We start from the raw sequence: 25,938 nt of genomic DNA, 5'->3' as shown, positions 1-25,938 counted from the left end.
CTGCACTATATAAACTATCCTTATCAAGGCTATTTGTAGGCACTAGCATCAAGATAGCCCTCCAGCATGGATTTTACTTCCTGCCACTCCGAATCGAGGATGCTGTAAACGATATAATCAAGACCGCGGTACTTTTTTCGTAATACGCCTTCCTTAACTGCTCCTAATCGCTCGATGGCTCGCTGTGATCGGACATTATCCGGCGTCGTGATAATCTCGACCCTGTTCATGCTAATCGCTTCGAAGGCATGGCGAAGTAAGAGATATTTGGCTTCCGTATTGACCCTTGTTCTCCAAACCAGCGGCGAGTACCAGGTCGAGCCGATATTTAAATTGCGGTGTTCCTCCGAGATACGCAGATACCGAGTAGAGCCTACGAAAGCCTGCAGTTCCTTATCGAAGATAGCATACGGAAATTGCTCGCCCCGCTTCCGGCCTTCAATTGCCTTCTCAATAAATGCTTCAGTCTCTTCCATGTTCCGGATTGACGATGGATAATGCATCCCTATCCGGGGATCGTCGGCAGCCTGAAACAAGGGAGCTGCATGCTCGCGTTCAAGGGGAAGCAACCGTACGCGCTCCCCTTCCAATTCATGAAATGTGAGCATTGAAACTCCCTCCTACCACTTAGTGATTGATAGACATTACACATTAATCCTTTAACAAGGATCCTTCTTTTTGTAACCAAGCTACAAGGTTATCGAAGGTTAACTTCGACTTCCCGTATTGTTGATAATCTTTATTCTCAACCATAAAAGTTCCGGATTCGCGATAATCAACCATATAATTTCTATTATTGCCGTCCTTATCTTTATACATAAAAATAATCATAATTGCATCACCAGTAGCGCCTTGAAAATGAGTAACTCTTCTTCGAAAAGATGCGGCATCCAGAATGTTAACCAACTCATTTTGATGATTCATGAATTCTTGCTTATTTTTAAATTCATATTCGAGAAACTGTCCGCCTGTAATATGAATCACTTGAATGTTTTGAATATTATCTGTGGTTGGCAGTATATATTGAATTTTTAAGGGATACGTAAAATAGGTGATTGCCCCTAAAGTTAGCAGCACAATAAGAAGTAACACGAATCTGGAAAATTTCAATTATCCTACTCCTTTGCTACTAAATTTACTGTTCAATAGTTAGATTTTTTTGGCGTTATTGAATCTATGAATCCCAAATCCTTTAAAATCAGAAGCTAATATGGCCTCCCTAAGCGGGTATAAATTTGTTGTGAATCTTAATTCCACTCCTTTTAGGAGTAATCTCTCCAACAAGTTATCATATTGATCAACTGAGATCGGATGAACTACTTGGCGAGAGATGTAATAGCCAGCTGTTTCATCAATAAGCTCAAACCCCTCATCGTCGAAGCAATATCTATATAGAGTTTGCTTTGATATCCTCGTATACCAATCACTTTCCACCGTAACTATGGTATTGGCAATGGAATGATTAAAGAATAAATCTAAGTGTTGAGTTGTTGTCGTCTCATCTCTCCTGCACACAATTCGAGGACAATCCCTAGGGAAGTAATAAGTAAATTCATGCTCTTCATCAATTGCCCAAACTACCGCAGGAAATTCAGGACGATTCTGTTTCACTTTTGGTTCAAATATACCGATACTATCGTCTTCACTGAAGTGAAAAAGCATTATTGATTAATCCTCCCCTTTACTTAGTAAAGCCGCCGATCGCCAATCTACGACCCCTACTTAATATTGGATTGTTGTTGGTTAATACAAATTGCTACACCTATCGCCCAATTGTATCAGATATTGTCATTTTATGAAGATATTATTAGCAAAATCTCGATTCTATCTTTAAAAGGCGCTTCGATTAGCTTATTGTACATTGCCAATTGTTGATAGACATGGCATTCTACAACTTGTAGCAGCTTCACCTGGGGACGGATGTCCCGGGAATGGCTGTTAACCCTAATCCATCATCCAAACTCTTAGGAGGAATTCACGTATGATTCGCGTAGCCATGCTCAGCTATTGGCATGTTCATGCCTGGGATTACACTAATCAAGTGCAAGCCAACCCAAACCTTGAGGTAGCCGCTATATGGGATGAGCTTCCTGTCCGCGGACAAGAGATCGCAGACCAACTGGGCGTACCGTTCTTCGCTAATTTAGATGAGCTGCTGGCCCGTACAGATATCGATGCCGTCGTCGTGGATGCGCCAACAAACATGCACCGCGATGTGATGGTGAAGGCAGCTCGCGCTGGCAAACATATTTTCACAGAGAAAGTAGTTGCGGCTACACTGAGAGAAGTGAATGAAATTAAAGCTGCTGTACGGGAAGCCGGCGTCAAATTCACGGTTTCAATGTTCCGCCTGAACGAACGTTATACCCCAACGATTAAAGGTCTAATAGATCAAGGCCTATTCGGCCAGCTGACTCAAGTCCGGGTTCGTAACGCACATAACGGAACGACCGGCAATTGGCTTCCTGATCATTTCTATAATCTGGAGCAATGCCAAGGCGGCGCCCTTATCGATCTGGGATGTCACCCTGTCTATCTGACGCGCTATCTTCTGGGACTGCCGCAGAGCGTTACGGCCAGCTTCGGCTACGTAACGGGCAAAGAAGTAGAGGACAATGCAACCGTAACGCTTCAATACGAGAATGGTGCAGTCGGTATTCTTGAAACCGGCTACCTCACTCCTCATTCCCCATTCTGCATCGAAATTCACGGTACGGAAGGGACGCTTCTATACGGAGTACCGGATGACGTGATCCGCGTTCGCAGCAACAAGCTGGAACAACAGGAATGGGTCACCATTGACCATCTTCCTGACCTGCCTACTGCCATCGAGCAATGGGTAGGCCATATTATGAATGATACGCAACCAGACGAGAATAACGAGTTTGCAACCGATTTGACAAGAGTGATGGAGGCCGCTTATCTTTCTGTGGCTGAGAAACGCGTAGTCTCGTTGGCTGAACTGCACAACTAAATGATAAGACGCCTTTGTATAAAGAGAAGCCACTCCTCAATCTCAATAGGAGTGGCTTCTTTCTATCGATCACGTGCCGACATAATATTGCGCCTGCGCATTCCACAGTTCAGCGTATTTCCCATCCCGGTCGGTTATGAGTTTGTCATGGGAGCCGCGTTGGATAAGACGACCCTCGTGAAACACGGCGATGTCATGACAGAACTTACAGGACGAAAGCCGATGGGAGACGAAGATGGCTGTCTTGTTGCTAATCAACTCATTGAAACGGGGATAGATCTCGAACTCCGCAATAGGGTCCAGTGCCGCGGTTGGCTCGTCAAGTACCACAAAAGGCGCATTCTTATACAGTGCCCTTGCCAGCGCGACCTTTTGCGCTTCGCCTCCCGAAATCTCAACACCGTCATCCGAAAAATCCTTATGCAAGAAGGTATTAAGCCCACCAGACATATGGTTTAATTTCGAGCCAAACCCTGCCATGATGAGCGATTCCTCTGCCAATTCTGCGTCATAGCTTTCGGAAGCGGCAACGTTATGGCCAAGTGAGAAGGAATAGAGTTTAAAATCTTGAAACACGACACTGAACACGCCCATATAAGCCGAATAGTCGTATTCCCTAATATCGATGCCGTTTAAAGTGATTACACCTTCCGTAGGTTCATAAAGCCGGCAAAGGAGCTTAATCATAGTCGTCTTGCCGCTGCCATTCAACCCCACAACAGCAACCCGCTGGCCGATATGAAAAGCCATGCTAAGCTGCTTAATGGCATAGGTATCGGCACCGGGATACTTAAACGACACGTCGCGGAACTCAAACTCCAGATCCCCTTCCGGGATTTGCCTGCTTCCAATGCTCTCTCGCATGTTGTCCGGCAGATCAAGATATTCGAAGCTTCGTTCGAGGTACTGATTGTTTGTAATAAAGTTGCCCAGAACCGAGACAAGCTTGGCCAGCGCGTTAACAGCGCCGGTAACTGCCCCGATATATTGAACCACGCTGCCCAATGGATACATGCCATATAACGCACGCAGACCGATAAAGAGATAGACGCAGCCGCCTAATACGGCGTTCACGGCCGCTGCCAATGCGTTGTTCTTACCGATTAAGTCGAAAATTCTGTACCAGAACTCCGCCCCCACGGATTTATTGTAGTGGTCCTCGATTGCTGACGCCTGTTTATAGAGGCGAATATCCTTGGCCGCATTTTTTACCTGCATATACTCGTTAAAGAAATGGACATAGGTGTTTGCCTTCGGGTTTTCCTCAAACACCGTCTTCTGGATCCTCTCCTCCCTTTTCTTGAGTACATAGGTGAAAGGAAGGATAAGCAGGATAAGAAGGATCAGCAGCACAGTGGCAGTCGGTGATGTTATGAATGTCTTCTCGTAGGACGCGGCAGCCGTGAACATGCCGAAGAACAGTACGATTGACAAGATGAGTTCAAAAAAGGGCTGCAACAGTTCCGGCAAACTGTGGTGCAGGCGAAGAATGCCAAGTCCGTTGCCGTTTGTCTTCGCTTCAATATCCGCTAACATTTCATTATTCATTGTATCTTCCACTTGATCGTAATTAATCTGCATATAGCGATTGCCCAGGAAGAAGTAGAACCGTGCCCACAAAGTACTGTTTAGCGTCGTAATCCGGCGAGAAACCATGGCATTGGCAGCTGACAAAACAAATCCAAGTCCTACTGCAAGTACGGCGTACAGGATAATGCGACTTACGTCGCGCGCGCCTGCTAACTCGTTAATGATCTGTGCAGACAAGAAAAGAATCATTAACGGCTGTACGGCTTTAATAAAAGAAGAGACGAAAGTAAGTGGAATATAGGTCGGCGAAAGGCGATTTACAATCCCGTATCCCCGGCGCAGGTTATGCCAGATGGAGCGCGTCTTCATTCTCGGAAACCTCCCCGTCCTTGTAGTAGTGGGACTGGACGTTAAACATCTCCGCATATTTCCCGCAATGTCTCATAAGTTCATCGTGCGACCCGCACTCGGCGATAACTCCGCCTTCAATGAACAGAATTCTGTCGCAGAATCGCGTGCTTGCCAGTCTGTGGGAAATATAAATAGAGGTTTTACCGGCTGTCAGCTCGGCGTAACGCTGATAGATTTCGCTCTCCGCGATAGGATCGAGCGCAGCAGTCGGCTCATCGAGGATAATAACCGGCGCGTCTTTATACAGTGCGCGCGCCAGTGCCAGCTTCTGCTGCTCACCGCCAGAGAGCTCAATGGCATCATTGTGTACGCGGCGTACAAGAAGCGTCGACTCCTTTTTCTCAAGCCCGTTTACTTTATCCATAAGACCGGCTATTTCCAAGCATTTCTTGACCTTCTCGTAATCGGTCTTCTCCGGCGATTGTTGAGATATATTTCCGGCAATATCGCAGCAGAACAGATGAATATCTTGAAACACCGTCGAGAAGAGCGAGTAGAATTCATCTCTGTTATAACGCGTGATGTCGACGCCTCCGAGCGTTATCTCGCCGGTTGTCGGCTTATAGAGCCCGCATATGAGCTTGATAAACGTCGTCTTGCCTGCTCCGTTACCCCCGACAATCGCAATGCGCTCTCCCGGCATAATAGCAAGATCAATGCCGTTAAGGGTCGGTTTGGTTGCCTCGGGATAGGTATATCCGACGTTTCGAAGCGTAATCGCGGGAGGCAGCATTTCTCCGGACGGCAGCGCATTGCCAGCACCGGTATTAGAAATATCAGGGACGTCAAGATAAACACGGATATCCGACATCTCGCTTAAAGCTCGCATAAGCTCGCTGGAGCTTCTCAATATGCCCGATAACCAACCGGAGAACGCGCCTATGGCGGCAAAGACGAGCACGAAATTGCCCAAGGTCATCTTGTCGTTGAGAAGCAAATAAATGAGAAACGCATATGCTGCTCCGTCACGCAGGAGGCTGAGCGCTGCATCCGACAGCTGAGCCTTCATATCGCCGGTCGCTACCTCTCGTTCTTTCTTGGTGCTGGTAGCGAGTACGTTTTGAAAGATACCGTTGATTAAACTGCCTAGATCATATAAGCGTATATCCTTGCCGCCTGACGACTCTTTCGATACTTTCTGGATGTACCACAGCTTGCCATGAAGCTTCGACCGCTCCTCGCGCGTGGCCAGCTCAATCTTGCGGGCTCGCGAGAGCGCCAGCCAATTGATTCCGGCCGAAACAGCTAGAAAGAGAATAATTAGAGGATGTACCGTTACAATAACCATCCCGTATGTCAGAAAGCCTAGTACGTTCATAACAAGCTGTGAAATGTTGCGCGGTACGTTGGAGGCGGGAGAGTGGTTACTTTGCATGGCGCGCCATGCTTTTTCCCCCAGCTTGGCATATCCGGGGCTCTCCAGCACCTCGAAGTCCATATGCAGATGCTTATGCATCGTAGTTTGAAGATGTTTCAATATGCTGATCGTACCGACAGATTCATTGGTAATGAGGTCGGCATAGCTCTTCGCACTGCTCAGCAAGGCCAGAAGAAGCGCCATGGCACCAACTGACAATATAAAGTTGCCTGGCGTGACACCTGCTGTAATATTGTCGATGACAATTTTGGGCATAAGGATACTTACAAATGGCAGACCAACACCAACCAGCACCGAGATGACACAACAAATCAGCGTAAGTGGCCTTGCCCGCCAGTGCAACCGCATAGCATATTTGATGTTTGACCAAGCGGAATACTCCGCTCCTTTCTCAGTTGACACTCTAAATCCCCCTTGTGGTAGTTATCATTAATCGTGCAGCATCATGACGTGCAATGTCGGAATCAGCATAGCACACCCGCGAATGACAACCTATCAAGTATTAGTTGACTTTGCAGGATTTAGGAGATTCAACTAACAGTAGAATTTACCGCTATTTGGAATAGATCCCTCTAATTTCTTCAGAATATTCCCGTTTTCCTGCTTGTTCTAGAGTGAATAACTGGTAACCCCATCCTTCCTCAACTTGCTCGGCACCTTGTTTGTGCTATCGCTGCTTGTTAGTTTAGTCATATAAGTGTGCTGTATTAGCAAAATCAACTAATTCAACCGCCCCATTCCTATAAATCACCTTCGTTATCGAACACTCTGCAACCAAATTGCTTTGTTCACTTACAAAGTTCGAGTTCCACTCCGTCAGTTCGATTTCAGAACATACATTTACCATGAAGTCTGTTATCAATCCGCCATGAGTAACAATAACGATGCTTTCATGCGGATATTGAACTGATAATTCCTGTAAACATGATGCCAGCCTCTCACCTGCACTTCTTGCGGAATCCCCGACTTGAGGAGTAAACTCTCGTTCCTTCGTGCACCGGTCCCACATTGCCACAAACTCCTGAAATGTTTGTCCAGGTAAGTCTCCCCAGTTGGCACGCTCTCTCAGCCTAGAATCCTCTGCTATTGTTTTGTTTATGGATTCTGCAATAATACGGGCTGTCTGCTTAGCTCTATTGAGCGGGCTGCATACGATTTGGGATAATTGCACGTTGCGAAGATGGCTTGCAGTCTTTTGGGCTTCGGATAACCCTTCAAGAGTTATGGAGACGTCTCCAATCCCCTTTTCTTTCTTTGCATGTCTAACAAGGTAAAAAGTTGTACTCATTTCTCCAACTCCTTCATACCGATATTAAATTAGATAAATATTAAATTAGATGCATATCTAATTTAATATTATCATCTACTTCTATCTTTAGAAAGAAGAATATAACTAAACTCCCATTAGCTGCCTTATTACGGAAAGGAATTCACCAGCCGCGCATCGAATTCTCTCCTATCCATTTATGTTTAGGGGGAATTCGATGCCTGGTTTTAAAATGAAAGCACGGGTAATACCTTTGCTTGCTGCAATTCTACTAGCCGGCACAATCGCTTCGCCGAATGTTTACGCGGAAGAATCCGGAGCATTCACATTGAAGGAAGGCAATCCTGGTTATTACGCCTTGCAAACGATGCAATATTTAAGCTCCACGATCGGCACCCGGGTTGCCGGCAGCGAGGCGGAAGCCAAGGCGGGAGCGTTCATTTTGCAAGAGTTCGGCAAAATCGGCTTAACCGCGCAAATGCAGCCATTCGAATACAAGGGAGACAACGGTCAAACCATCCATTCGGCGAACGTCGTGGCCACGATGCCCGGCAAATCCGCGCGCGTTCTGTATGTTGGCGCCCATTACGACTCGGTAGGCGTCAGCAAAGGCGCCGACGATAACGCATCTGGTGTCAGCGTCATGCTCGAAGCTGCGAAAGCAGTCTTGAAATCAGAGGTTCCTTACACGATCAAGTTCCTCGCGTTCGGTTCGGAAGAGGTCGGACTCGAAGGGTCTAATTATTACGTATCCCAGCTGTCCCAGGAAGAGATTAACAACGCCGTTGCCATGATCAACCTGGACAGCTTGGCGGTTGGCGATCATATGCATATTTACGGCAATAGCGGCACCGACGGATTCGTGCGCGACCTTGGCCTCGACATTGCCAAGCGTCTTAACCTGAACATTTCGACGCAAACCGGCCTCAATCCCTTATATCCTGCGGGAACGACTATCGATGCCAGCGATCACGTTGCTTTTAAATATGCCGGAATTCCTTATGGGTACTTGGAAGCTACTAACTGGCAGCTCGGCGCAATGGACGGGTATACGCAAACAGAGAAAGACGGCGAGATCTGGCATACACCGAAAGACACGACCGATTACATCGCCGCTACCTATCCCGGACGCATCGAGGAACATCTCTGCTCCTTCACGCGCCTGCTTACACAGTTGCTCCTCGAGATAAAAGAACCGCCCGCCGCTCTCGCATTCACCGATATCTCCGCGACTCCTTGGGCAATCGATGCCATTGAATCGCTCGCTTCCAGAGACATCGTTCTCGGCGACAGCGCCAATGGCTTCCATCCACAGCGGCAGGTAACTCGCGCTGAATTCATCGCGATGCTGGCTAGAGGCTTGGGACTGCTCGATCCAACCGCCACCATTCCATTCGCCGACGTCAGTCCCGAAGATTGGTATTATCCGTATATCGCGTCGGTCGTTCAATGGAAGCTCGCCCAAGGCAACGGAAACGGCATGTTTAACCCAAATGCGCCGATTACCCGTGAACAGATAGCCGTGTTGGCAGCAAATGTACTCCAAGCTTACGAGAAGATCGGCGAGGCCAAAAATCCTGAAGCCGCTTTAGCCACCTACACGGACCGTTCAAAAATTGCCGCGTACGCTCAAGATGCTGTCGCGCTCGTAACGGAGCTGCAAATCATGCAGGGCATGCCGAACCACGCATACGCTCCCCAAAAATCCGTAACCCGAGCAGAAGCTGCAGTCATGCTGCAGAACCTTCTCTATCCTCAATAAACCAACAACCTTAGTCCGGCGAATTGCCGAGCTAAGGTTGTTTTTCAATTCTATGACTATCATTCTTCGGTCCGACCTAAGGAAATTTTTCGAGGTACATCCGTGTCCTTTAATCGTTCATACGCTTCAACTATGTTTGGTACATGATTTTTAGTTAGAATAACTCCGTTTATTACGTTCCTAATAATGATTAGCTCATCTTCGTTACATGTTGAGAGTTCTGCAACAGAAAGCTGTAATTGCTTCTCAAAATGATTCGAAAGGGTATTGGTAATTAATGTTTTCTCTTCTTCATTGAGTTGTTCACATAGAGACATAATTGTAGCTATCCTGTCATTCATGCAGTCAATCACACTCCTAGTCCGGGTTTAGTTCAATACTACTTGTCATGGAGTAAATTTCCGACAACTTTTTCACCATTCCTCACTTCTTCCTCAACACCCTGATTATCGTATATATGATCATGAAAAAGATAAAAATACAAACCACTGTAAATAAGTAGGATGACAACGTGAAACTAATCCAAATAGCCGTCTGAGTAACAGAACCATCCGCATCCTCTACAGTAGAGGTCGAGTTATACTTTATAAATATGAGCAGAGCAAGGGGTAGTAATGCTGAAATGATGATACCTATGATCATATCTTTTAACTTGAACACGCTGCACTTCCTCCATATCTATTAATCGTACTGAATGGCCTATGCCTATGCCGTTCTCCTTGTTTGAATATACCACATACTGGAACAGGCTTATTTTAACCTGGGGCATTAAAGATCCCGAACCACCTGCCACTAGACTGCTTGGTAAACTTATCGGAGCCATTACTGTCAGTCGACAATAAACATACGCATCACTACCCTCAATAGTGCCAATGGATTCTGTAACGGTTGCCAGCGTGGCTATTTCATGAAATAACCACCTTTTAAAACTTTAACGGTTGCCAGCATCGTTATTCCCTGCATACCGGTTGGTTTCGATCGAAAAATGCCCAAATAAGCTCGCTGGCAACCGTTAGAAAATGAAAACGGGATTTATGAGCTAAATAAGCACTCTCACAACCGTTACAGGTTGCAAGAGAGTTGTTGATCCCACACCCGGGAGCAGCTCTGTATTTTCTTCTGAATCCGGAGACCGATTGCCTCCATTGCCCATACAATGAAATAGGCATTTTGGAGAAGGTTGAGGAGGCAGAGGCGACATGCAGTTCGAACCGACCTTACGGTCGAATATTATCGCGGCAGCTAGGGAGTTGCAAAGCAGCCCAGCGGGATTTGCTACGTTTAAGAAGTCGTTTTGCAATGAGAAGTATTGGACGTTGACGGATGAAGGCGGATTTCAACTCAGGGAGGACGTGATGCCGGCCGACGCCATCCAAGATATTTTCTCGAACGGGAAAAAATACGGCTTCGAGTGTGCAACGGCCATCATCATCGTGTTGTACAAAGCCGTCCTGGATACGCTCGGAGAAAGCCCGTTTAATCGGTTATTTCAGAAGCTATACCTGCACTCCTGGCAAGCAGACAGTGACCTCGGGCTAATCAGTGAAGATGCGCCAAGCGAACAATCGCAGCCCGGCGACGTATTATACTTTAAGAACCCGGACGTCAATCCGGACAAAATGGAATGGCAAGGCGAGAATGTCGTGAAGCTTGGCGACGACCTTTATTTTGGGCACGGCATTGGCATCAAGAGTGGAGAAGGCATCATTGCATCGCTGAACAAACGACGCATTGAAGATGCAACGAAATCCGCTTACCTCGAGGATCGGTTCGTTTATCCGGATTTCTATCATTTGTCCCAATACGCTCCGGCTGATATTCGCATGTACTACAATACCAAATGGCCAAATCGGTATGCAGTAGGCGCGAGCATCGGAGCACGCAGATATATCCGCCGTTAGCACAAAGACCAGGAAGAGCATATGCTCTTCCTGGCCTTCTATCATTTAGTCCCGCGCGGGACATGCCTTACTTTCACCAGCTTCAAAGTCGCTACAATCAGAAAACTGACAATGACGAGCAGCAGCCATGAGCTCACTTTACCAACATGTACGATCCGCCACGAACCGGCTTGATCCGGATATTCCCATGCTCCGAAGAAAGTGGCAACATTCTCGGCAATCCAGATAAAGAATCCAATTAACAGGAATGAAGGTGCAAGCGGCATTCGGTATCTGGTACCGCCGACCATGAAGGTGACCCAAGTCCGCCAAAATACAATGAGAACAAGTGCTGACAACCACCAACGAGCATCGATCCAATAATGATGTGTGAAGAAGTTCAAATAAATCATAGCCGCAAGTGTGACCACCACCGGGAACGGCGGCCATCTAACCAGCTCAACATCCATTCGCCGCCAAGCCTGGCAGAGATAACTTGCAACACTCGCATACATAAAACCGCTGTATAACGGAACGCCAAACACCTTCGTGTACCCCTCACCAGGGTATGACCATGAACCCATATGCACTTTGAAGATTTCAAGTGCCAAGCCTATGATGTGAAACAAGGTAATGACCTTAAGCTCATCAAGGGATTCAAGACCGGAACGAACCATCCACCACTGCATCGTAAGGCAAATGAGCAGCAGCAAATCGTATCTCGGCAGCCAAGGAATCTTGATAAGCTGCGTGAAAGCCAGCGAAGCGAAAATCACAACGGGAAACAGACAAGACCATGCCTGCTCCCAGCCGAAACGAACGAGCTGCAGCAGCGCTCTTCTCATCATTCATCCATTCGGTATTCTAAGACATCTCCCGGCTGACAATCCAATGCTTTACAAATCGCCTCTAACGTGGAGATCCGAATCGCTTTAGCCTTCCCGTTCTTCAGAATGGACAGGTTCGCCATCGTAATGCCGACCCGCTCCGAAAGCTCCGTTACGCTCATTTTCCGCTTCGCCAACATCACATCAATATTAATTATGATCGCCATGTTATTCACCTCAGACCGTTAGGTCGTTTTCTGATTTGATATCTATGGCATTTCTCAGCAGCTTCTGAAGCACCGCCGCGAAGACCGCAATAACGAGCGAAGCAAAGATAAACGCCATCCCGATTACGATAACGCCCGGGGAATCGTCTCTCTCGGCCAAGAGGTAGAAGAGCGGCATCCCTAGTACAAACAAAGCACTGATGATGAGCGCGCAAGTTTTGATATTCTTCAACGCAGTAACGGCAACATCCGAGAAAGCTTGATTCTTGTCAATGTAGTCTAACAGTTTGAAAGCTTGATACAGCGCAATGTAGAAGGGAATCACTGTTGCATATAGATCGATACACACAAAATATTTCAGATACGTATGATCCGGATACAGTTCAGCTAGATAATTCGCGATCTCAGGGATTACAAATATGCACATGGCCAGAACCGGAATGCCAAGCAGAAAAATAGTTACCTTTAAGAAGAGGGTTGAGCCTCGTTCCATGTCATGCACCTCATTTTCGTTATTCTCCACTTGAATTTATCACATAATTTATTGTTTTGCAATAAATTTAAATTGTTAATCGCTCTATTTATGTTGTTTATCGCAATAAAAAAGGCCGCCATTAAGCATCCGGTAGCCTGCATTTATTAAAGCTTCTTAAGCATATGGATATCATGAGGTTCTTTTTCAAACAGTTCCTTATCCACCTCTAACGTATGTAGCGAGCCGCAGCTGGAATAGAACTTTACTGCGGACTCCGTTTCGGTCGAGGAAATATAGAGATACTCCGCCCCTCTTGCGATGGCTTCATTACTTAGTAAATCCAAGATACGCCTGCCGATGCCTTGCCGCCGGTAGTTCCGTGTAACATACATCAGATCGACCTGCAGCTGCTTGTTATCCGGACCTCTGAATGGATGAGCCAAGACACCGAATCCAACTAGTTTATCTTGATCATAGGCGCCAAAAGCTGCCCCGCCGCTTCGAAGTTCATATTCATAGCGAGAAATGATGGCTAAGTAATCGTCTTCCCCCCAATTGGGACATTCATGTTCCGATTTAGTCTCATCCAGAATGCCGTTCTTGCATGTATAGATCACATGGATGGTTTCCGAACGGTCAATGTCTCGTATGGATGCTGCATCTTCGAGCTTCATTTGCATGAACGTAATCATCGTCCGTTGCCTCCTAAGTGGAATGAAATTAGCTACGCGCCTTCGTGCCGCAAGCCATCACAAAGTTCAGCATAGCATACGCCTCAGACGAAGTATTCAGATTCTCCGAGGCCTGTTTCATGTGGTCCAGCTCTTCCTGCGTAATAACTCCATTCTGGTTCAAACCCATGAAGCGTCTGCTATCAAACTGATACCGGAAACCGTCGATACCAATCAAATCGCTATGCTGGAGAATCGAATCCATATCCACATCCGTATAGTCGGCTTGTTTCAACAGCCTCGGCAGGCTTCTGCCGATCAATCGATTCCCGCCATTTGCGGCCACATAGTCCGCAACCTTCTGCAATACGGAGGGCAGCATAGGTAAGTTGGGATGCAGCGCACCAAATATCCCGTCATCGACATCGATGATGACCAGCTTCCCTCCCGGCTTCAGCACACGAGAAATTTCTCTGGCCGCCGTCAGTGGATCTTTCAAATGAAGGAAGAGCAGCCTTGCAATAACGAAATCATAGGTATTGTCCGGCAGCCCCGTATCATAGACAGAGGCATGGACAAACTCCAACTGCGATGAGAATTGTGGATCTATTCGATTACGGGCTTCGTTCAAGAGCGCCGAGTCAACCTCCAAAGCGGTAATGACACTGTGGGGCAACTGTCCGACTAGCTGTTCCGTATAGAATCCAGGCCCACTGCCTACTTCCAGAATTCGCATTCCGTCCTGTAAGCCGAACCATTGCAAGTTACGAAACTCTTTCTCCCACCCATCAACACTTGCACTTGTAAGCGAGCCAGCTCATCTGTGTAACCAAGCACGGCCTTCTCAATATTGTAAGTCGAATTTCGCTCGATCATCTGTACCTCCGGGAGCCCCACTGTAATTGTGGAAGTAAATTACCATTCCTATAGGCAATGATACTTTACATTTATATCCTAAAAAAGAGAAAGATGCTCTTCTGTAATTTCTTATTTATAGCTAACATCCATAGCCGGTCGTTTAGACCAACGCAACGCAAAAAAAGCAGCCGAATGATTTCGGCTGCTTCATCTATCCTTCTAGTGCGATGCCTGAAGCGATACCTTCTCGCTCAGTCCAAGTGCCCGCGCTGTTGAAAGCTGATGTTGACGGATCAACTCCGGGTTCTTCAGCAGGGACACGCCGTAAGATGGGATCATTTCTTTGATCTTCGGCTCCCACTCGTTGATGTGTGTAGGGAAGCATTTCTTGATGACTTCAAGCATAACGGAGACTGCCGTGGAAGCACCCGGAGATGCACCAAGCAATGCCGCAATGGAACCGTCAGCGGCGCTGATTACTTCCGTACCGAATTGCAGCGTTCCTTTGCCGGCCGCAGTATCTTTAATAATTTGTACGCGCTGGCCTGCTACTAGTAATTCCCAATCCTCGCTGTTTGCATTCGGAACGAATTCCCGCAATGCTTCCATGCGTTTCTCTTTGGATAGCATAACTTGCTTAATCAGGTAGGTGGTCAAGGAAACGTTCTTCACGCCGGCTGCCATCATCGTAACAAGGTTATGCCCTTTAACGGAAGACGACAGATCGAACATCGAGCCGAATTTCAAGAACTTCGGTGAGAACCCGGCAAACGGTCCGAAGAACAGAGATTCTTTCTTGTCGATGACCCGTGTGTCCAGATGCGGAACCGACATTGGAGGCGCGCCGACCGGAGCTTGTCCGTAGACTTTCGCACGATGCTGCGCGACGACTTCCGGGTTCTGACACACCATGAAGAGTCCGCTTACCGGGAATCCGCCAATTCCTTTTCCTTCCGGAATACCGGATTTCTGCAGCAAATGCAGACTTCCGCCGCCACCGCCGATGAAGACGAACTTCGCCGTTTGACGTTCTACCTTGCCGGACGCAACATCGCGCACTTTCAGCTCCCAAGTGCCGTCAGACGCACGTTTAATATCATCCACGTTATGGTTGAATTTAATATCGACGTTCTCGCTCTTCAGGTGATCAAACAAGATGCGCGTCAAAGCGCCAAAGTTAACATCTGTACCCGATTCGATTCTTGTCGCTGCGATAGGTTGATTGACATTCCGGTCTTTCATCATCAGCGGAATCCATTCCTTCAGCTTCGCCGGATCTTCGGAATACTCCATCCCGTCAAACAGCGGATTGTGCTCCAACGCTTTAAACCGTTTCCTCAAGAAGGATACGTCTTGTTCCCCTTGAACAAAACTCATATGAGGCACGGGTACGATAAAGTCCTGTGGATTACGAATCAAGTTGCTGTTCACCAGATAAGACCAGAACTGTCTCGAAACCTGGTATTCTTCATTCACTTTAATAGCTTTGCTAATATCTATGGAGCCGTCCGGTTTCTCGACGGTGTAGTTAAGTTCGCAAAGTGAAGAATGTCCTGTTCCTGCATTATTCCATTCGTTTGAGCTTTCCTCACCTGCGGTTGCGCGCCGCTCGAGCACCGTAATGTTCCAATCCGGCATCAATTCTTTAAGCAGCGAACCTAAGGTAGCACTCATGATTCCGGCACCGATTAAGATAACGTCTGTATTCGTTTGTCTGTTGCTCATGTTTACCGTCCTTCTACTCTACGATTTGCAGAAAGGATGTGAGCGTTCCTGCTAAAGCGCCACAGCAAGCCAGGGTAAAACCTTATCACACATCTTTTCCGGTCATTTTTCTCTCTCCTAGTGTATCACTATTATTTAGAGATTAAAATAATTGGGGTCAATAATCCTTTACAAATTCGTGTACCAGTAAAACAAACATATTCCATACCCGTATTAGTTTAACCATTTCTTCCTATCAAATAACAAAGCCAAATCTCTCCAAGGCCGGCGATTCAAATAAACATCAAAGGTTGCAAAATAAAAAGAAGCCCGCTGCGGGCTCCTTATCATGTGCTATTTCACTTGCTTCAAGAACTCCCGCATGAAGCCGGGGAGATCCGGCCAAGCGTGACCGGAAATAATATTGCCGTCTACGCAAAGGGTTTCTTTGGCGTAGGATGCGCCGAGCGCCTCAACATCCGGGCGACATGCGGAGTAAGCAGTCATGGAGCGGCCTTCGAAATAGCTGCGATTGTTAACGACGGCTAGAATAAGTGCCGCATGACAGATCGCGCCGACAGGCTTATCCGCTTCGAAGAAATGACTGACGATTCGAGGCACGTTGTCGTCCAGTCGAATATATTCAGGAGCTCTGCCGCCAGGGATGATCAATCCGTCATATTCAGATGGATCAACCTCGGAGAAAGCGATATGCGAATTCAGTTGATACCCAGGCTTTTCCGTGTAGGTATCCCAGCCTTCGAAATCATGGACGACCGTTCGCAGCGTCTTCACGCTTGGAGCAGCGATAACGGCTTCAAACCCTTCCTCCAATACGCGGAAATACGGATAATAAACTTCCAACGACTCAGCGGCATCACCAGTGAGGATGAGAATCTTCTTGGACAACTCCATCACGCTCCATGAACAAATTAGAACCCTTATTCATTGTCCATGAAGAGGAAATATCTGTAAAGAGGCATAAAATGTCGAATCCGTTGATCCGTTGTCGCTATTGGGTCAAGCGTACAACTAAACTGCGCCTACCACCGGATGAGGCACATACGGCTCTTCCAGCGAAGCAATTTCTTCACTTGTCAGCACAACGGACAGAGCGGCTACCGGATCTTCGAGATGAGATACTTTCGTTGCCCCGATAATCGGTGCGGCTACCGGCTGTTTCTGCAATAACCAGGCCAATGCGATCTGAGCACGAGGAACGCCGCGTTGTTCTGCAATTGCCGCAACGCGATCTACAATCAACCGATCCCCATCTGCAGTTGCATCGTATTTCCATTTCTGAACTTGATCGGTTTCGGAGCGATGCGTTGTTTCCGACCAGTCACGCGTCAATCGTCCGGATGCAAGCGGGCTATAGGGAATGACGCCGATTTTCTCGGCTCTGCAAAGCGGCATCATCTCCCGCTCCTCTTCTCGGTACAGAAGGTTCAAATGATTCTGCATCGACACAAACCGGGTCCACCGATTGGTCTCCGCTACATGTAACGCCTTGAGAAATTGCCAGGCATACATCGCAGAAGCACCGATGTATCTTGCCTTGCCCGCTTTTACAACGTCATGCAGCGCTTCCATCGTCTCTTCGATAGGCGTGTTGTAATCCCAGCGGTGAATCTGGTACAGGTCCACATAATCGGTTCCCAATCGTTTCAGACTCTTATCGATTTCACTCATGATAGCCTTGCGCGAAAGTCCGGCACCATTAGGTCCTTCATGCATGCGAAAATGAACCTTCGTCGCCAGCACAATTTCATCGCGATTGGCATATTCCTTAAGTGCTCGTCCCACAATTTCTTCGCTTGTTCCATCTGCATAAACATTCGCCGTATCGAAGAAATTAATTCCAAGCTCGAGCGCTTTCTTAATAATGGGACGACTGTTCGCTTCATCAAGAATCCACGGATGCGTCCATCGCTCTGCAACGCCAAAGCTCATACATCCAAGACAAAGCCGAGACACATCGAGGCCCGTATTACCGAGTTTCACATATTCCATCCTATTCACCGCTTCCATCAAATTTGGACAAGTCACTTTCCAGTACTGAATAAATCACTTCATTGCACCACTTGTCGTTACATAATCTGGTCTCTCTTAGTATACCGTCCTTGATCATGCCGGCTCTAATCATGACTCGTTCGGAAAGCTCGTTCTCGGCATTGGCGTATGCGACTACTCGGTGGACATGAAGGTTGCTGAAAGCAAAGCGAATTAATGTCTTTGCCGCATCGGTTGCGTAGCCTTTCTTCCAATGATCAGGATGTAGTGCCCAGCCGATCTCCCACTCGTTGATTTCCGCCCAGTTTAATTTGATTCTGACTCTGCCAATAGGACGGGAGTCGAATCGATCACATAGCAGAAATGCATAGACGACACGAGGATTCGCATCGTTATCGGCCAAGATCGCTTCGAAATTCGCTTTGATTTGATCTTGATTCGGGTGGCGGCTCTCGTATTTGTAGGTATAGCTATGTTGTTCTAACTCCCTGTAGAAAGAAAAATCGTCAGCCGTGTACTCTCTAAGCAATACTTTCTCACCTAGGATTTCCAAGATCCTTCCTCCAAATCCATTACTGATTTCATTAGGACATCTCCCTTAAACTGTAACATTATTACATATTTGCGAAAAGCGTTACACCAAACTTCTCCGGCTTCTCATTAAGATAAAGAGCGAGACAATCAATACGGCCAGACAGACCAAATATACGTCGCGAAACCCTGCATACTGTGCAATGATTCCGCCTCCTAAATTTCCGAGCAGCCTTCCCAGAATCGACCCGTTGTAATACAAAGTAGTGGACATTCCCGGTGAATGCGGAAGCAGCTCCGAGAAATAGCTTAGTCCATTGCCCATTACTATTGCCACGAATGTCGCTTGTAATAGCTGTGCCGCAATGAGCTGCCAGGAACCGTTAGAAACACTAAGTATGCTGTAGTACAGGATTGCAATAAAGCAGGCGATAATCATTAAGGAATGGTTCGAAATCTTACTCCCTAATGCACCAAGCGCAAGCATGATGGGAATCTCCAAGCCCGCACAAATACTTACGACTACGCCCACATTTGCATGAGTGCCATGAAGCTCATTTACGATAAATAAAGGTGTAACGATCCCATTTATGGCATTAACAGCAAATAGTAAAATGAAAGCAAGGAGCGGAATCCAGAGCTGCCTGCGGCCCAGCGGAGCTGCGTCTGCATGGGATCTCTTCTTGGGAATGACGCTCTTATTCGGCAGAAAGAGAAACACCAATGTAGCAATGGCAAGGAAAATGGTCGAGGTCCCCAGGAAGAGTCCTTTGTATCCAACAACGCCTAAAATCACACTCCCGACTAAGGGGCCGATCAGGAATCCCAGTGATACCAGCGAACGTAACGTAGACATTGCAAAAGTCTTATCTTCGAAGCTGCTCTCATTGGCCGATTCCTGAGCGTAAGCATACATTTGCGGCATGGCAGCTGCCCCTAAGCCACTGAAGAAACTAACGATAATAAGCAGAATAATATAATTATCGAACAGTAAGTAGGACGAATACCCCAGAGCAGATGAAACCGCGGCAAAGATGATAATCCATTTGCGGTCCAGTCTGCGGTCCGAATGTTTACCAATGAACGAGTTTGCCACCACGCCGGTTAATGAACTCACGGCCGTCAGTACGCCGAATAGTCCCGCGCTCATTCCCAATTCTTCTGTACAATACAGCGCTAAGTATGGCAGCGTTATGGATATCCCAATGCCGACCATCAGCACACAAATGACAAATAAACCATATCCCTTAATTGCATGTAAATTTCTGAGTCTTGTGTACAATGTGAAGTGATCCTCCTTAATTATCCCGTTAACCTCTACTTATTATGAAGCAATGAGCTACCGACCGTTATCCCATTCGTCTCGAATCTTTGCCTAATCCTTTCACAGTAGAGTCAACTTCATCACAGAAAGACCTTCCATTATTACATGGAAGGTCTTCGATTTATGCCCATTTATGTTTTCAGACGTTTAATATCTTGTCTTGGTGGAAAGCCAAACATGCGGGAGTATTCGCGGCTGAATTGCGAGGGGCTCTCATAGCCCACTCGAAATGCCACATCAGTAGCATCTTCCGATTCAGTTAACAGGAGTCGACGGGCTTCTTGAAGCCTCAGATGTTTCTGAAATTGAATCGGGCTCAGGGCCGTTACTTCTTTGAAATGCCGATGGAACGATGAAACACTCATATTCGCGATTTCCGCAAGCTCCTCAATCCGGAAAGCACGATCATATTGATTCATAATCTGATCAATAACCGCTTTAATTTGGAGGGTCGAGCTGCCTTCCATTGCAATTTGTCCCAAAACACCGCCATTCTCACCTTGAAGTGTTTTGTAGATAATTTCCTTCGTAAATAAGGGAGCCAGAAAGGGGATATCTTGGGGACGATCCACTAAACGGGCTAACCTGATGATCGCATCCATTAATGACGTTTCCATCTGACTGACAAATATAGCTCTCTTCGGATTTTCAGTTGGCTGAGCTTGAACATCCGTTTCACGCAAAACCTCTAAGATCTGACTCGGTGTAAACTCAAGCTTGAAGCCCAAATAGGGAGCATCCGGAGCGGCTTCGGTTACTTGGGTGGTCACGGGCAAGTGGACGGATACAACCAGGTAATCGGAAGGAGAATATCGGTAGCGATCATGTGCAAGATATACTTCCTTCGCTCCTTGCACCACCATACATAAAGATGGCTTATAAACGCCATGCTTTGATTCAAATGCATGCGAGAGACGCATGAAATACAGTGACGGAACAGCAGTCGGGTGAACGCCATCCGTTACGGCGTGGCGCTCAATGATAGTAACGAGTTCATTTTGTTGTAAAGTCATCATTTCAGACATTGGATCCCCCCGGTCGGACATTTCTATAGCTCGATTATAGTCCATCTTCGTTGGACGCATAAGTGGTGCTGAGAGGATTAGGCAAAGATTCGAGACGAATGGGATAACGAACTCAAATCCATCTGTTACATACTAAGGAAAACGAGCTTCTACACGGGAGGATTATTAATGCACAACGTGATTTTAAACAACGGTGTTGAGATGCCTATTCTTGGTTTTGGTGTTTTTCAGATTTCAGATCCCAATGAGTGTGAACAAAGCGTATATGACGCTATTATGGCAGGCTATCGGTTGATTGATACAGCGGCCTCCTATCAGAATGAAGAAGCCGTTGGCAGAGGGATTAAGCGAAGCGGCGTTGCAAGAGAGGAAATATTCATCACTACGAAGCTTTGGGTTCAGGATACCGGCTACGATCGCACGAAGAAGGCATTCGACAGGTCGCTCAAGAGATTGCAAGTAGATTACTTGGATTTGTATTTAATTCATCAACCGTACGGCGATGTGTATGGCTCCTGGCGTGCGATGGAGGAACTCTATCATGAAGGAAAAGTTCGTGCCATCGGCGTTAGCAATTTCCACATGGATCGTCTGATCGATTTGATGCTGCATAATGAAGTCGCTCCTGCCGTAAACCAGGTTGAGACGCATCCGTTCAATCAACAGAAGGACAGCGCCGCATTCATGAAAGAGCATCATGTTCAGATCGAATCCTGGGCACCTTTTGCCGAAGGGAAAAATAACTTGTTCCAGAACGAGAAACTGGCAGCTATAGCTGAGAAGCATAATAAATCCATCGCTCAAGTGGTCCTGCGTTGGCTGGTCCAAAGGGATGTCGTTGTCATTCCAAAGTCTGTTCGTAAAGATAGAATGGCCGAGAACATCAACATCTTTGATTTTGAACTGCACCGGGAGGATATGGAGGCAATTGCTGCGTTAGATACGAATCAGAGCCTATTCTTCTCTCATCGCGATCCCGCAATGGTACAATGGTTAGGTACAAGAAAACTTGATATCTAGCGGAGGTCGCTTTCATGCAAACGATCCGAAATTTGTTCGCGCATATGGATTGGGCAAACCGCCAGCTGCTTGAGGCGTTGCAAGCCGCGCCGAAGGATGAAGCGAATAAGGCAACGTTTCTGTTTCTGCACGTGCTCCAAGCGGAGCGTATCTGGCTGACTCGGCTGCGAGGCGAGAGCAGTGAAGGAATCGTTCTGTGGGTAGACGATGCGGATTCGCTCGACTGTGCAGCACTGATCGAAGCGAACGGAAGCGGCTATGATGCTTTGCTCAGCGCCTTGCCCGAAGAAGCGCTGGATACGCTTGTCGCGTATCGCAGCCAGGCAGGAGCACCATTTGAGACGTCGACTCGGGATATTCTGACCCATGTCGCCCTGCATGGTCAGTACCACCGCGGCCAGGTCAACACCCTGCTCCGCCAGAGCGGGGCTGATCCCAAGCCCGTGGATTACATCCTATTCGCGCGACTCAGCTAGCGGTGAACCAGTACTCCTATAGAACGAGAAGGGCTGCCACTCGGCAGCCCTTCTTAATTTGTACTAGCGATTACTAAATACCACCTAGATCGAATATATTGGGTTCAGGATATCGAACGGAACTGTACTGGAGGTAATCGCTTATGGAATATTCTATTGCCACATCATCTAAGCGGATATCGGACTTGATCGCCATTGTAATGGAGACGTATGATGTCCTTCACCGAGAGTCTGATCTGACCCCTGCGAATGCCAAGATCACGAGAATGATCTCTAATCTGTCACAGGTTATCAGGCAACCCTACACACAGGAAGAAATTCGAATGGTAACCGGTCATACTGAACTAGCAGCTCTGAAGAAAGGTTTGCTTGATAAGCTATCTGAAGCGGAGTTTCAGATGGAGTTGTTCGACTCCCATTACCTCTGCAATCAACTCTATTTGGGAGTAGAGAGCCTGTTCCACTATAAGAACTGGAGGAAGTATGAAAGTCTTGTCGGTGAGGAGATCAAGCAACTCGGCAAGCTCAGTCGGCCGGAAGACGCCTCTGCGCCTATTGTCTTCGTCGGAAGCGGACCTTTACCGCTTAGTGCTGTGCTGCTTCATCTGCGGTGGAATGTGCGCGTCTGCTGTTTGGATATCGATCCGGACGCCTGCGAGGCTGTACGTGTGTTGATGGAACGGCTCGACCTAAGCGATAGCGTGCAAATTGTTCAGGGAGACGGTGCGGCGTTCGATTATGCTTCGTATCGGCACGTGTTTATTGCAAGTCTTGTATCGCGTAAGGACGACGTCCTTGCGCAAATCCGCCGTACGAATACGGACGCCTTGGTAGCCATACGTACAGCGGAAGGTATGCGCCAACTCATGTATGAAGCAGTCAATGAGGAAGTTATGGCCGCCGCCGGTTGGCAGCTGCTTGGCCTTACTTCGCCAACGGAACAGACCGTCATCAATTCAACTTTGTTCTACCGTCTAGATTCGCGGTGTAATTGAGCAACCCTACTACTTCCGCAGCAAACGGCGATCCAACAAGAAATTGCCAAGCGGGAGAAAGGCAGCCCCGAGCGCGAATAGCACGTTGACCAGCGACCAACGATGAACGAACGTCACATGTGCGACCGCAATCAGATAAAGCCCGAAGAACAACCCATGCAACGAGCCGACTATGCTCACGGCTTCCGGTAGATCAGCGGCATACTTGAGTGGCATCGCGATGCATAGCAGGACGATGTAAGAGAGTCCTTCCAAGAGAGTAATGATTCGCAAACGGCCCATTGATGTAGTGAACTGCATGAATTTCGACCTCCTAGTTCGGCCCAATCGGGACGAGATTATCTATCTCCATCCAGTATACAGCGGTGTCTCGTGCCTGCCCAATGAACATATTGTTACACGCCTCTATATCAACTAAAAGCAAAGATTCTAAATTGTGCGATGAGGTAAACAGTAATAAGTACATTGATTGCGAATATTAAGACTGCGCTCATATGAACGGAATATTTCCCTACAATCTGACGGTACACGAAGGAAAGCAAGGTCATGATCACACCGTATCCAATGGGGACAACGAAACTATAGAACATTTTTTCCGTATCGCCAATGTCACCCGGCGGGCCATCAGCTGCTGTGAAACGGCCCATTGCGATCCATATCCTGATAATCCAGTAAAATACGAATGATAGGGTCGATAATCCTACCAGATAGACAGCGTAACCGAATACACTAAGGCTTAGTCTATTATTCAAACCTTGTCCTCCGAATCTATGCCCTTGTTAGACTCATCGCAGTGATAGCTGTAATAATCCTGTGCATGCACCACTTTGAATCCAACCGATTCATACAACCGTAGAGCATGGTCATTCTTCGTTTCGACTTCCAGGTGTACCGAATATCCGGCCGCACGCTGCTCATGAATGACGCGGCGTAGTACTTTGCTGCCTATCCCTTTGCCTTGGTGTTCGGGTAGAATCGCAAATCCATAAATCCATGCTTGCCCCTCTTCGCGACTCACTCGGATTTTCCCTACCGTCTCTTCGTTCACGCCAATCATGTACACATCCGTGTTGCCCGCATAAACGCGGCTTTCCATCGCATGGGCATCTGCTTCGTCATCTCCGAACGCCTGCACGGATATGCGTACACGCATCTCGTAATCTTCAGGCGTCGCCGGCCTCAGTGTAATGCCGTCCGTTTCGCCAAGCGACTTTTCCTGCCACTCCATTTGATGCTCCGAGAATGCATACTCCGCGCCTTGTTTCCTCAAGAAAGCTCTTGCCGCATCCGATCCCGCAGGCGCATTCAACAAGATTCTCTTGAATCCGTTCTGATGGACCTTCTCCATCGCCTGCCGGAACAAGCGCTGGAAATGCCCCGTCCGCCGTTCACTCGGTTTCACCATGCCGCATACTTCGACCGTTGAGCCAAAAGCGTACAAACCTACGAACGCTATAAGCTGTTCATTTTCATAATGAAACAAATCGAGTCGGTCCGATTCACGTTCTCTAAGCATCTCCCAGTTGAGCTTCAGCTGCATATGATCATGAGCCTCACACTCGATCTGCAACTGTTCGATATCGCGTAATTGCTCAGTTGTTATCATGGTTATCTCCTTTGCGTTTCTGTTCGATCAGCTATCACTTATTCAAGTTTAGAAGGAAGTTGCGTGTCGATTGATAGGCATCGTTCCAGCCCATTTTAGCATAAAAGCGAAGTCCATCCATTCCTTTAAAATAATACGCGCCCAGCAATCTCTCCTTGAAATTTGGAATTTCAATTCCAGCCTGCTCTTGGTAAGCCTGATACGCTTGAACCACTTGAAGTCCCGGCATATGTCGATCCAGTATCGCGAGATCTACAAGGAAATCGCCGTAGGCGCAGTTACCGTCTATAATTCCGGTAATACGCTTACCGTCCGATAAGATGTTCCACTGGTGAAAATCTCCATGAATGAAATGACGATGAGGCTCATTGTAGACCGAATACGCCATTAAACGGCTATAGCATTCGTCAAACACCTCTTTCTCCAAGCAGGTCGTTTGAAAGAGGTCATACCAGTTCTCCCAGAAGTTCCCCGTCTGATCCTCCCCGAACACATCAACCAAATAATCCTTCCACGTTAGATACGTTCCGTCTCCTGTGGGTTTAATCCAACCATAACCGCTTGTTGAGCCCAGCTCGACATGGTTAATGCGAGTCAAGATCCGTATCAACTCCGGAAGTTGGTTACGCTGCTGCTCCTCGGTGCAATCTGCAAGATTGCCGCCCTCTATTCGCTCAATGATTACATAGCCCAAATGCCCGGCTTGCCCTTGACCCAGAATCCTTGGAAACGGTATTCCCTGACTAGCTAACAAGTGGGATATATAACGATCCGTTTCGTATGCCCCTGCCATGTCACTGAACTTAATGACATGGCCTCTTCCTGCATGCATGAAGGAGAACACGCTGCTCAAGTTGCCTCCTGACATCGGCGTGATCTCTGTCACGCCTGATTCCAGATGAGCGCTCAGTACATCCTCTATCTCGGTGATAGATAAATTCGGTTTTTCGTATGCAGTCATCCTACAACCTCCGATCAACTGCC

At 47.4% G+C, this 25,938-nt stretch carries 27 protein-coding genes; 6 read left to right on the top strand and 21 right to left on the bottom strand.

The window, feature by feature from the left end:
- Window positions 1-29: 29 nt before the first annotated feature.
- The 3 genes from BLW29_RS14735 to BLW29_RS14725 are packed head-to-tail and all read right to left on the bottom strand — an operon-like array spanning window position 30 to window position 1,662.
- The gene (locus BLW29_RS14735; protein ID WP_090980782.1) at window positions 30-608 is read right to left on the bottom strand and encodes a GNAT family N-acetyltransferase; all 579 of its coding nucleotides are present in this window, start codon (window positions 606-608) and stop codon (window positions 30-32) included.
- A 43-nt stretch (window positions 609-651) separates the two neighbouring features.
- The gene (locus tag BLW29_RS14730) at window positions 652-1,110 is read right to left on the bottom strand and encodes a hypothetical protein (RefSeq protein WP_090980780.1); all 459 of its coding nucleotides are present in this window, start codon (window positions 1,108-1,110) and stop codon (window positions 652-654) included.
- Window positions 1,111-1,149: 39 nt separating this feature from the next.
- A complete protein-coding gene (locus BLW29_RS14725) occupies window positions 1,150-1,662 on the bottom strand; it encodes a DUF6886 family protein (RefSeq protein ID WP_090980779.1) in 513 nt (170 codons plus the stop codon).
- A gap of 319 nt (window positions 1,663-1,981) precedes the next feature.
- Here BLW29_RS14725 and BLW29_RS14720 point away from each other — a divergent pair, with 319 nt between their 5' ends.
- The gene (locus tag BLW29_RS14720; RefSeq protein ID WP_090980777.1) at window positions 1,982-2,974 is read left to right on the top strand and encodes a Gfo/Idh/MocA family protein; all 993 of its coding nucleotides are present in this window, start codon (window positions 1,982-1,984) and stop codon (window positions 2,972-2,974) included.
- A gap of 69 nt (window positions 2,975-3,043) precedes the next feature.
- On the opposite strand, the gene BLW29_RS14715 is transcribed toward BLW29_RS14720, so the two are convergent.
- From BLW29_RS14715 to BLW29_RS14705, 3 genes are all read right to left on the bottom strand, one after another.
- Window positions 3,044-4,873 carry an ABC transporter ATP-binding protein gene (locus BLW29_RS14715; protein WP_177186637.1) on the bottom strand — a complete coding sequence of 610 codons (1,830 nt, stop codon included), beginning with the start codon at window positions 4,871-4,873 and terminating at the stop codon, window positions 3,044-3,046.
- Window positions 4,848-6,695: an ABC transporter ATP-binding protein gene (locus tag BLW29_RS14710; protein WP_090980774.1), complete on the bottom strand. Its 1,848-nt coding sequence runs from the start codon at window positions 6,693-6,695 to the stop codon at window positions 4,848-4,850. Before BLW29_RS14710 ends, BLW29_RS14715 begins: the two co-directional genes overlap by 26 nt.
- A 283-nt stretch (window positions 6,696-6,978) precedes the next feature.
- Complete coding sequence (locus tag BLW29_RS14705; protein ID WP_090980772.1) at window positions 6,979-7,581, bottom strand: histidine phosphatase family protein; 603 nt, start codon at window positions 7,579-7,581, stop codon at window positions 6,979-6,981.
- A gap of 196 nt (window positions 7,582-7,777) precedes the next feature.
- On the opposite strand from BLW29_RS14705, the gene BLW29_RS14700 reads away from it, so the two are divergent.
- Window positions 7,778-9,322 (top strand): M20/M25/M40 family metallo-hydrolase, encoded by a 1,545-nt coding sequence (locus tag BLW29_RS14700; RefSeq protein ID WP_177186636.1) that lies wholly within the window; start codon window positions 7,778-7,780, stop codon window positions 9,320-9,322.
- A 59-nt stretch (window positions 9,323-9,381) separates the two neighbouring features.
- Here the strand turns inward: BLW29_RS14700 and BLW29_RS14695 are convergent, their stop codons facing one another.
- Window positions 9,382-9,663, bottom strand: a complete 282-nt coding sequence (locus tag BLW29_RS14695; RefSeq protein ID WP_090980769.1) for a hypothetical protein — start codon at window positions 9,661-9,663, stop codon at window positions 9,382-9,384.
- An 858-nt stretch (window positions 9,664-10,521) separates the two neighbouring features.
- On the opposite strand from BLW29_RS14695, the gene BLW29_RS14685 reads away from it, so the two are divergent.
- A complete protein-coding gene (locus tag BLW29_RS14685; RefSeq protein ID WP_090980765.1) occupies window positions 10,522-11,223 on the top strand; it encodes a protein-glutamine gamma-glutamyltransferase in 702 nt (233 codons plus the stop codon).
- 41 nt (window positions 11,224-11,264) lie between these two features.
- On the opposite strand, the gene BLW29_RS14680 is transcribed toward BLW29_RS14685, so the two are convergent.
- The 11 genes from BLW29_RS14680 to BLW29_RS14630 all read right to left on the bottom strand — a co-directional run bounded on the left by BLW29_RS14680 (window position 11,265) and on the right by BLW29_RS14630 (window position 20,857).
- Window positions 11,265-12,050 (bottom strand): DUF817 domain-containing protein, encoded by a 786-nt coding sequence (locus tag BLW29_RS14680; protein WP_090980763.1) that lies wholly within the window; start codon window positions 12,048-12,050, stop codon window positions 11,265-11,267.
- Window positions 12,047-12,256, bottom strand: a complete 210-nt coding sequence (locus BLW29_RS14675; protein ID WP_090980761.1) for a helix-turn-helix domain-containing protein — start codon at window positions 12,254-12,256, stop codon at window positions 12,047-12,049. Before BLW29_RS14675 ends, BLW29_RS14680 begins: the two co-directional genes overlap by 4 nt.
- 10 nt (window positions 12,257-12,266) lie before the next feature.
- Window positions 12,267-12,749 carry a DUF2975 domain-containing protein gene (locus BLW29_RS14670; protein WP_090980759.1) on the bottom strand — a complete coding sequence of 161 codons (483 nt, stop codon included), beginning with the start codon at window positions 12,747-12,749 and terminating at the stop codon, window positions 12,267-12,269.
- Between the two features lie 146 nt (window positions 12,750-12,895).
- The gene (locus BLW29_RS14665; protein WP_090980757.1) at window positions 12,896-13,423 is read right to left on the bottom strand and encodes a GNAT family N-acetyltransferase; all 528 of its coding nucleotides are present in this window, start codon (window positions 13,421-13,423) and stop codon (window positions 12,896-12,898) included.
- A 28-nt stretch (window positions 13,424-13,451) separates the two neighbouring features.
- Window positions 13,452-14,165: a class I SAM-dependent methyltransferase gene (locus tag BLW29_RS14660; RefSeq protein WP_256208624.1), complete on the bottom strand. Its 714-nt coding sequence runs from the start codon at window positions 14,163-14,165 to the stop codon at window positions 13,452-13,454.
- Window positions 14,166-14,479: 314 nt separating this feature from the next.
- Entirely contained in the window at window positions 14,480-15,985 is a 1,506-nt protein-coding gene (locus BLW29_RS14655) for a malate:quinone oxidoreductase (RefSeq protein WP_090980755.1), read from the bottom strand.
- A gap of 333 nt (window positions 15,986-16,318) precedes the next feature.
- Window positions 16,319-16,873 carry a DJ-1/PfpI family protein gene (locus BLW29_RS14650; protein WP_090980753.1) on the bottom strand — a complete coding sequence of 185 codons (555 nt, stop codon included), beginning with the start codon at window positions 16,871-16,873 and terminating at the stop codon, window positions 16,319-16,321.
- Window positions 16,874-16,996: 123 nt separating this feature from the next.
- The gene (locus BLW29_RS14645; protein ID WP_090980752.1) at window positions 16,997-17,977 is read right to left on the bottom strand and encodes an aldo/keto reductase; all 981 of its coding nucleotides are present in this window, start codon (window positions 17,975-17,977) and stop codon (window positions 16,997-16,999) included.
- Window position 17,978: 1 nt separating this feature from the next.
- Window positions 17,979-18,530 carry a GNAT family N-acetyltransferase gene (locus BLW29_RS14640; protein WP_177186635.1) on the bottom strand — a complete coding sequence of 184 codons (552 nt, stop codon included), beginning with the start codon at window positions 18,528-18,530 and terminating at the stop codon, window positions 17,979-17,981.
- Between the two features lie 81 nt (window positions 18,531-18,611).
- Window positions 18,612-19,790 carry a sugar efflux transporter gene (locus BLW29_RS14635; protein WP_090980748.1) on the bottom strand — a complete coding sequence of 393 codons (1,179 nt, stop codon included), beginning with the start codon at window positions 19,788-19,790 and terminating at the stop codon, window positions 18,612-18,614.
- A 173-nt stretch (window positions 19,791-19,963) separates the two neighbouring features.
- Window positions 19,964-20,857 (bottom strand): AraC family transcriptional regulator, encoded by an 894-nt coding sequence (locus BLW29_RS14630; protein ID WP_090980746.1) that lies wholly within the window; start codon window positions 20,855-20,857, stop codon window positions 19,964-19,966.
- Window positions 20,858-21,025: 168 nt separating this feature from the next.
- Between BLW29_RS14630 and BLW29_RS14625 the strand changes: the two genes are divergently transcribed.
- From BLW29_RS14625 to BLW29_RS14615, 3 genes are all read left to right on the top strand, one after another.
- Window positions 21,026-21,877 (top strand): aldo/keto reductase, encoded by an 852-nt coding sequence (locus BLW29_RS14625; RefSeq protein WP_090980744.1) that lies wholly within the window; start codon window positions 21,026-21,028, stop codon window positions 21,875-21,877.
- A 14-nt stretch (window positions 21,878-21,891) separates the two neighbouring features.
- The gene (locus BLW29_RS14620; protein ID WP_090980742.1) at window positions 21,892-22,353 is read left to right on the top strand and encodes a DinB family protein; all 462 of its coding nucleotides are present in this window, start codon (window positions 21,892-21,894) and stop codon (window positions 22,351-22,353) included.
- 143 nt (window positions 22,354-22,496) lie between these two features.
- Entirely contained in the window at window positions 22,497-23,348 is an 852-nt protein-coding gene (locus BLW29_RS14615; protein WP_090980740.1) for a nicotianamine synthase family protein, read from the top strand.
- 9 nt (window positions 23,349-23,357) lie between these two features.
- On the opposite strand, the gene BLW29_RS14610 is transcribed toward BLW29_RS14615, so the two are convergent.
- The 3 genes from BLW29_RS14610 to BLW29_RS14595 all read right to left on the bottom strand — a co-directional run bounded on the left by BLW29_RS14610 (window position 23,358) and on the right by BLW29_RS14595 (window position 25,915).
- Window positions 23,358-23,648 carry a DUF3817 domain-containing protein gene (locus tag BLW29_RS14610; RefSeq protein WP_090980738.1) on the bottom strand — a complete coding sequence of 97 codons (291 nt, stop codon included), beginning with the start codon at window positions 23,646-23,648 and terminating at the stop codon, window positions 23,358-23,360.
- A gap of 448 nt (window positions 23,649-24,096) precedes the next feature.
- Window positions 24,097-24,954, bottom strand: a complete 858-nt coding sequence (locus BLW29_RS14600; RefSeq protein WP_090980734.1) for a GNAT family N-acetyltransferase — start codon at window positions 24,952-24,954, stop codon at window positions 24,097-24,099.
- Window positions 24,955-24,988: 34 nt separating this feature from the next.
- Window positions 24,989-25,915 carry a phosphotransferase family protein gene (locus BLW29_RS14595; RefSeq protein WP_090980732.1) on the bottom strand — a complete coding sequence of 309 codons (927 nt, stop codon included), beginning with the start codon at window positions 25,913-25,915 and terminating at the stop codon, window positions 24,989-24,991.
- Window positions 25,916-25,938 lie beyond the last annotated feature (23 nt).

This window comes from Paenibacillus sp. CF384 (assembly GCF_900106745.1).
Taxonomy (GTDB): domain Bacteria; phylum Bacillota; class Bacilli; order Paenibacillales; family Paenibacillaceae; genus Paenibacillus_Z.
The sequence above is the reverse complement of the archived record's forward strand: the minus strand, read 5'-3'. Positions and strand labels throughout refer to the sequence as shown.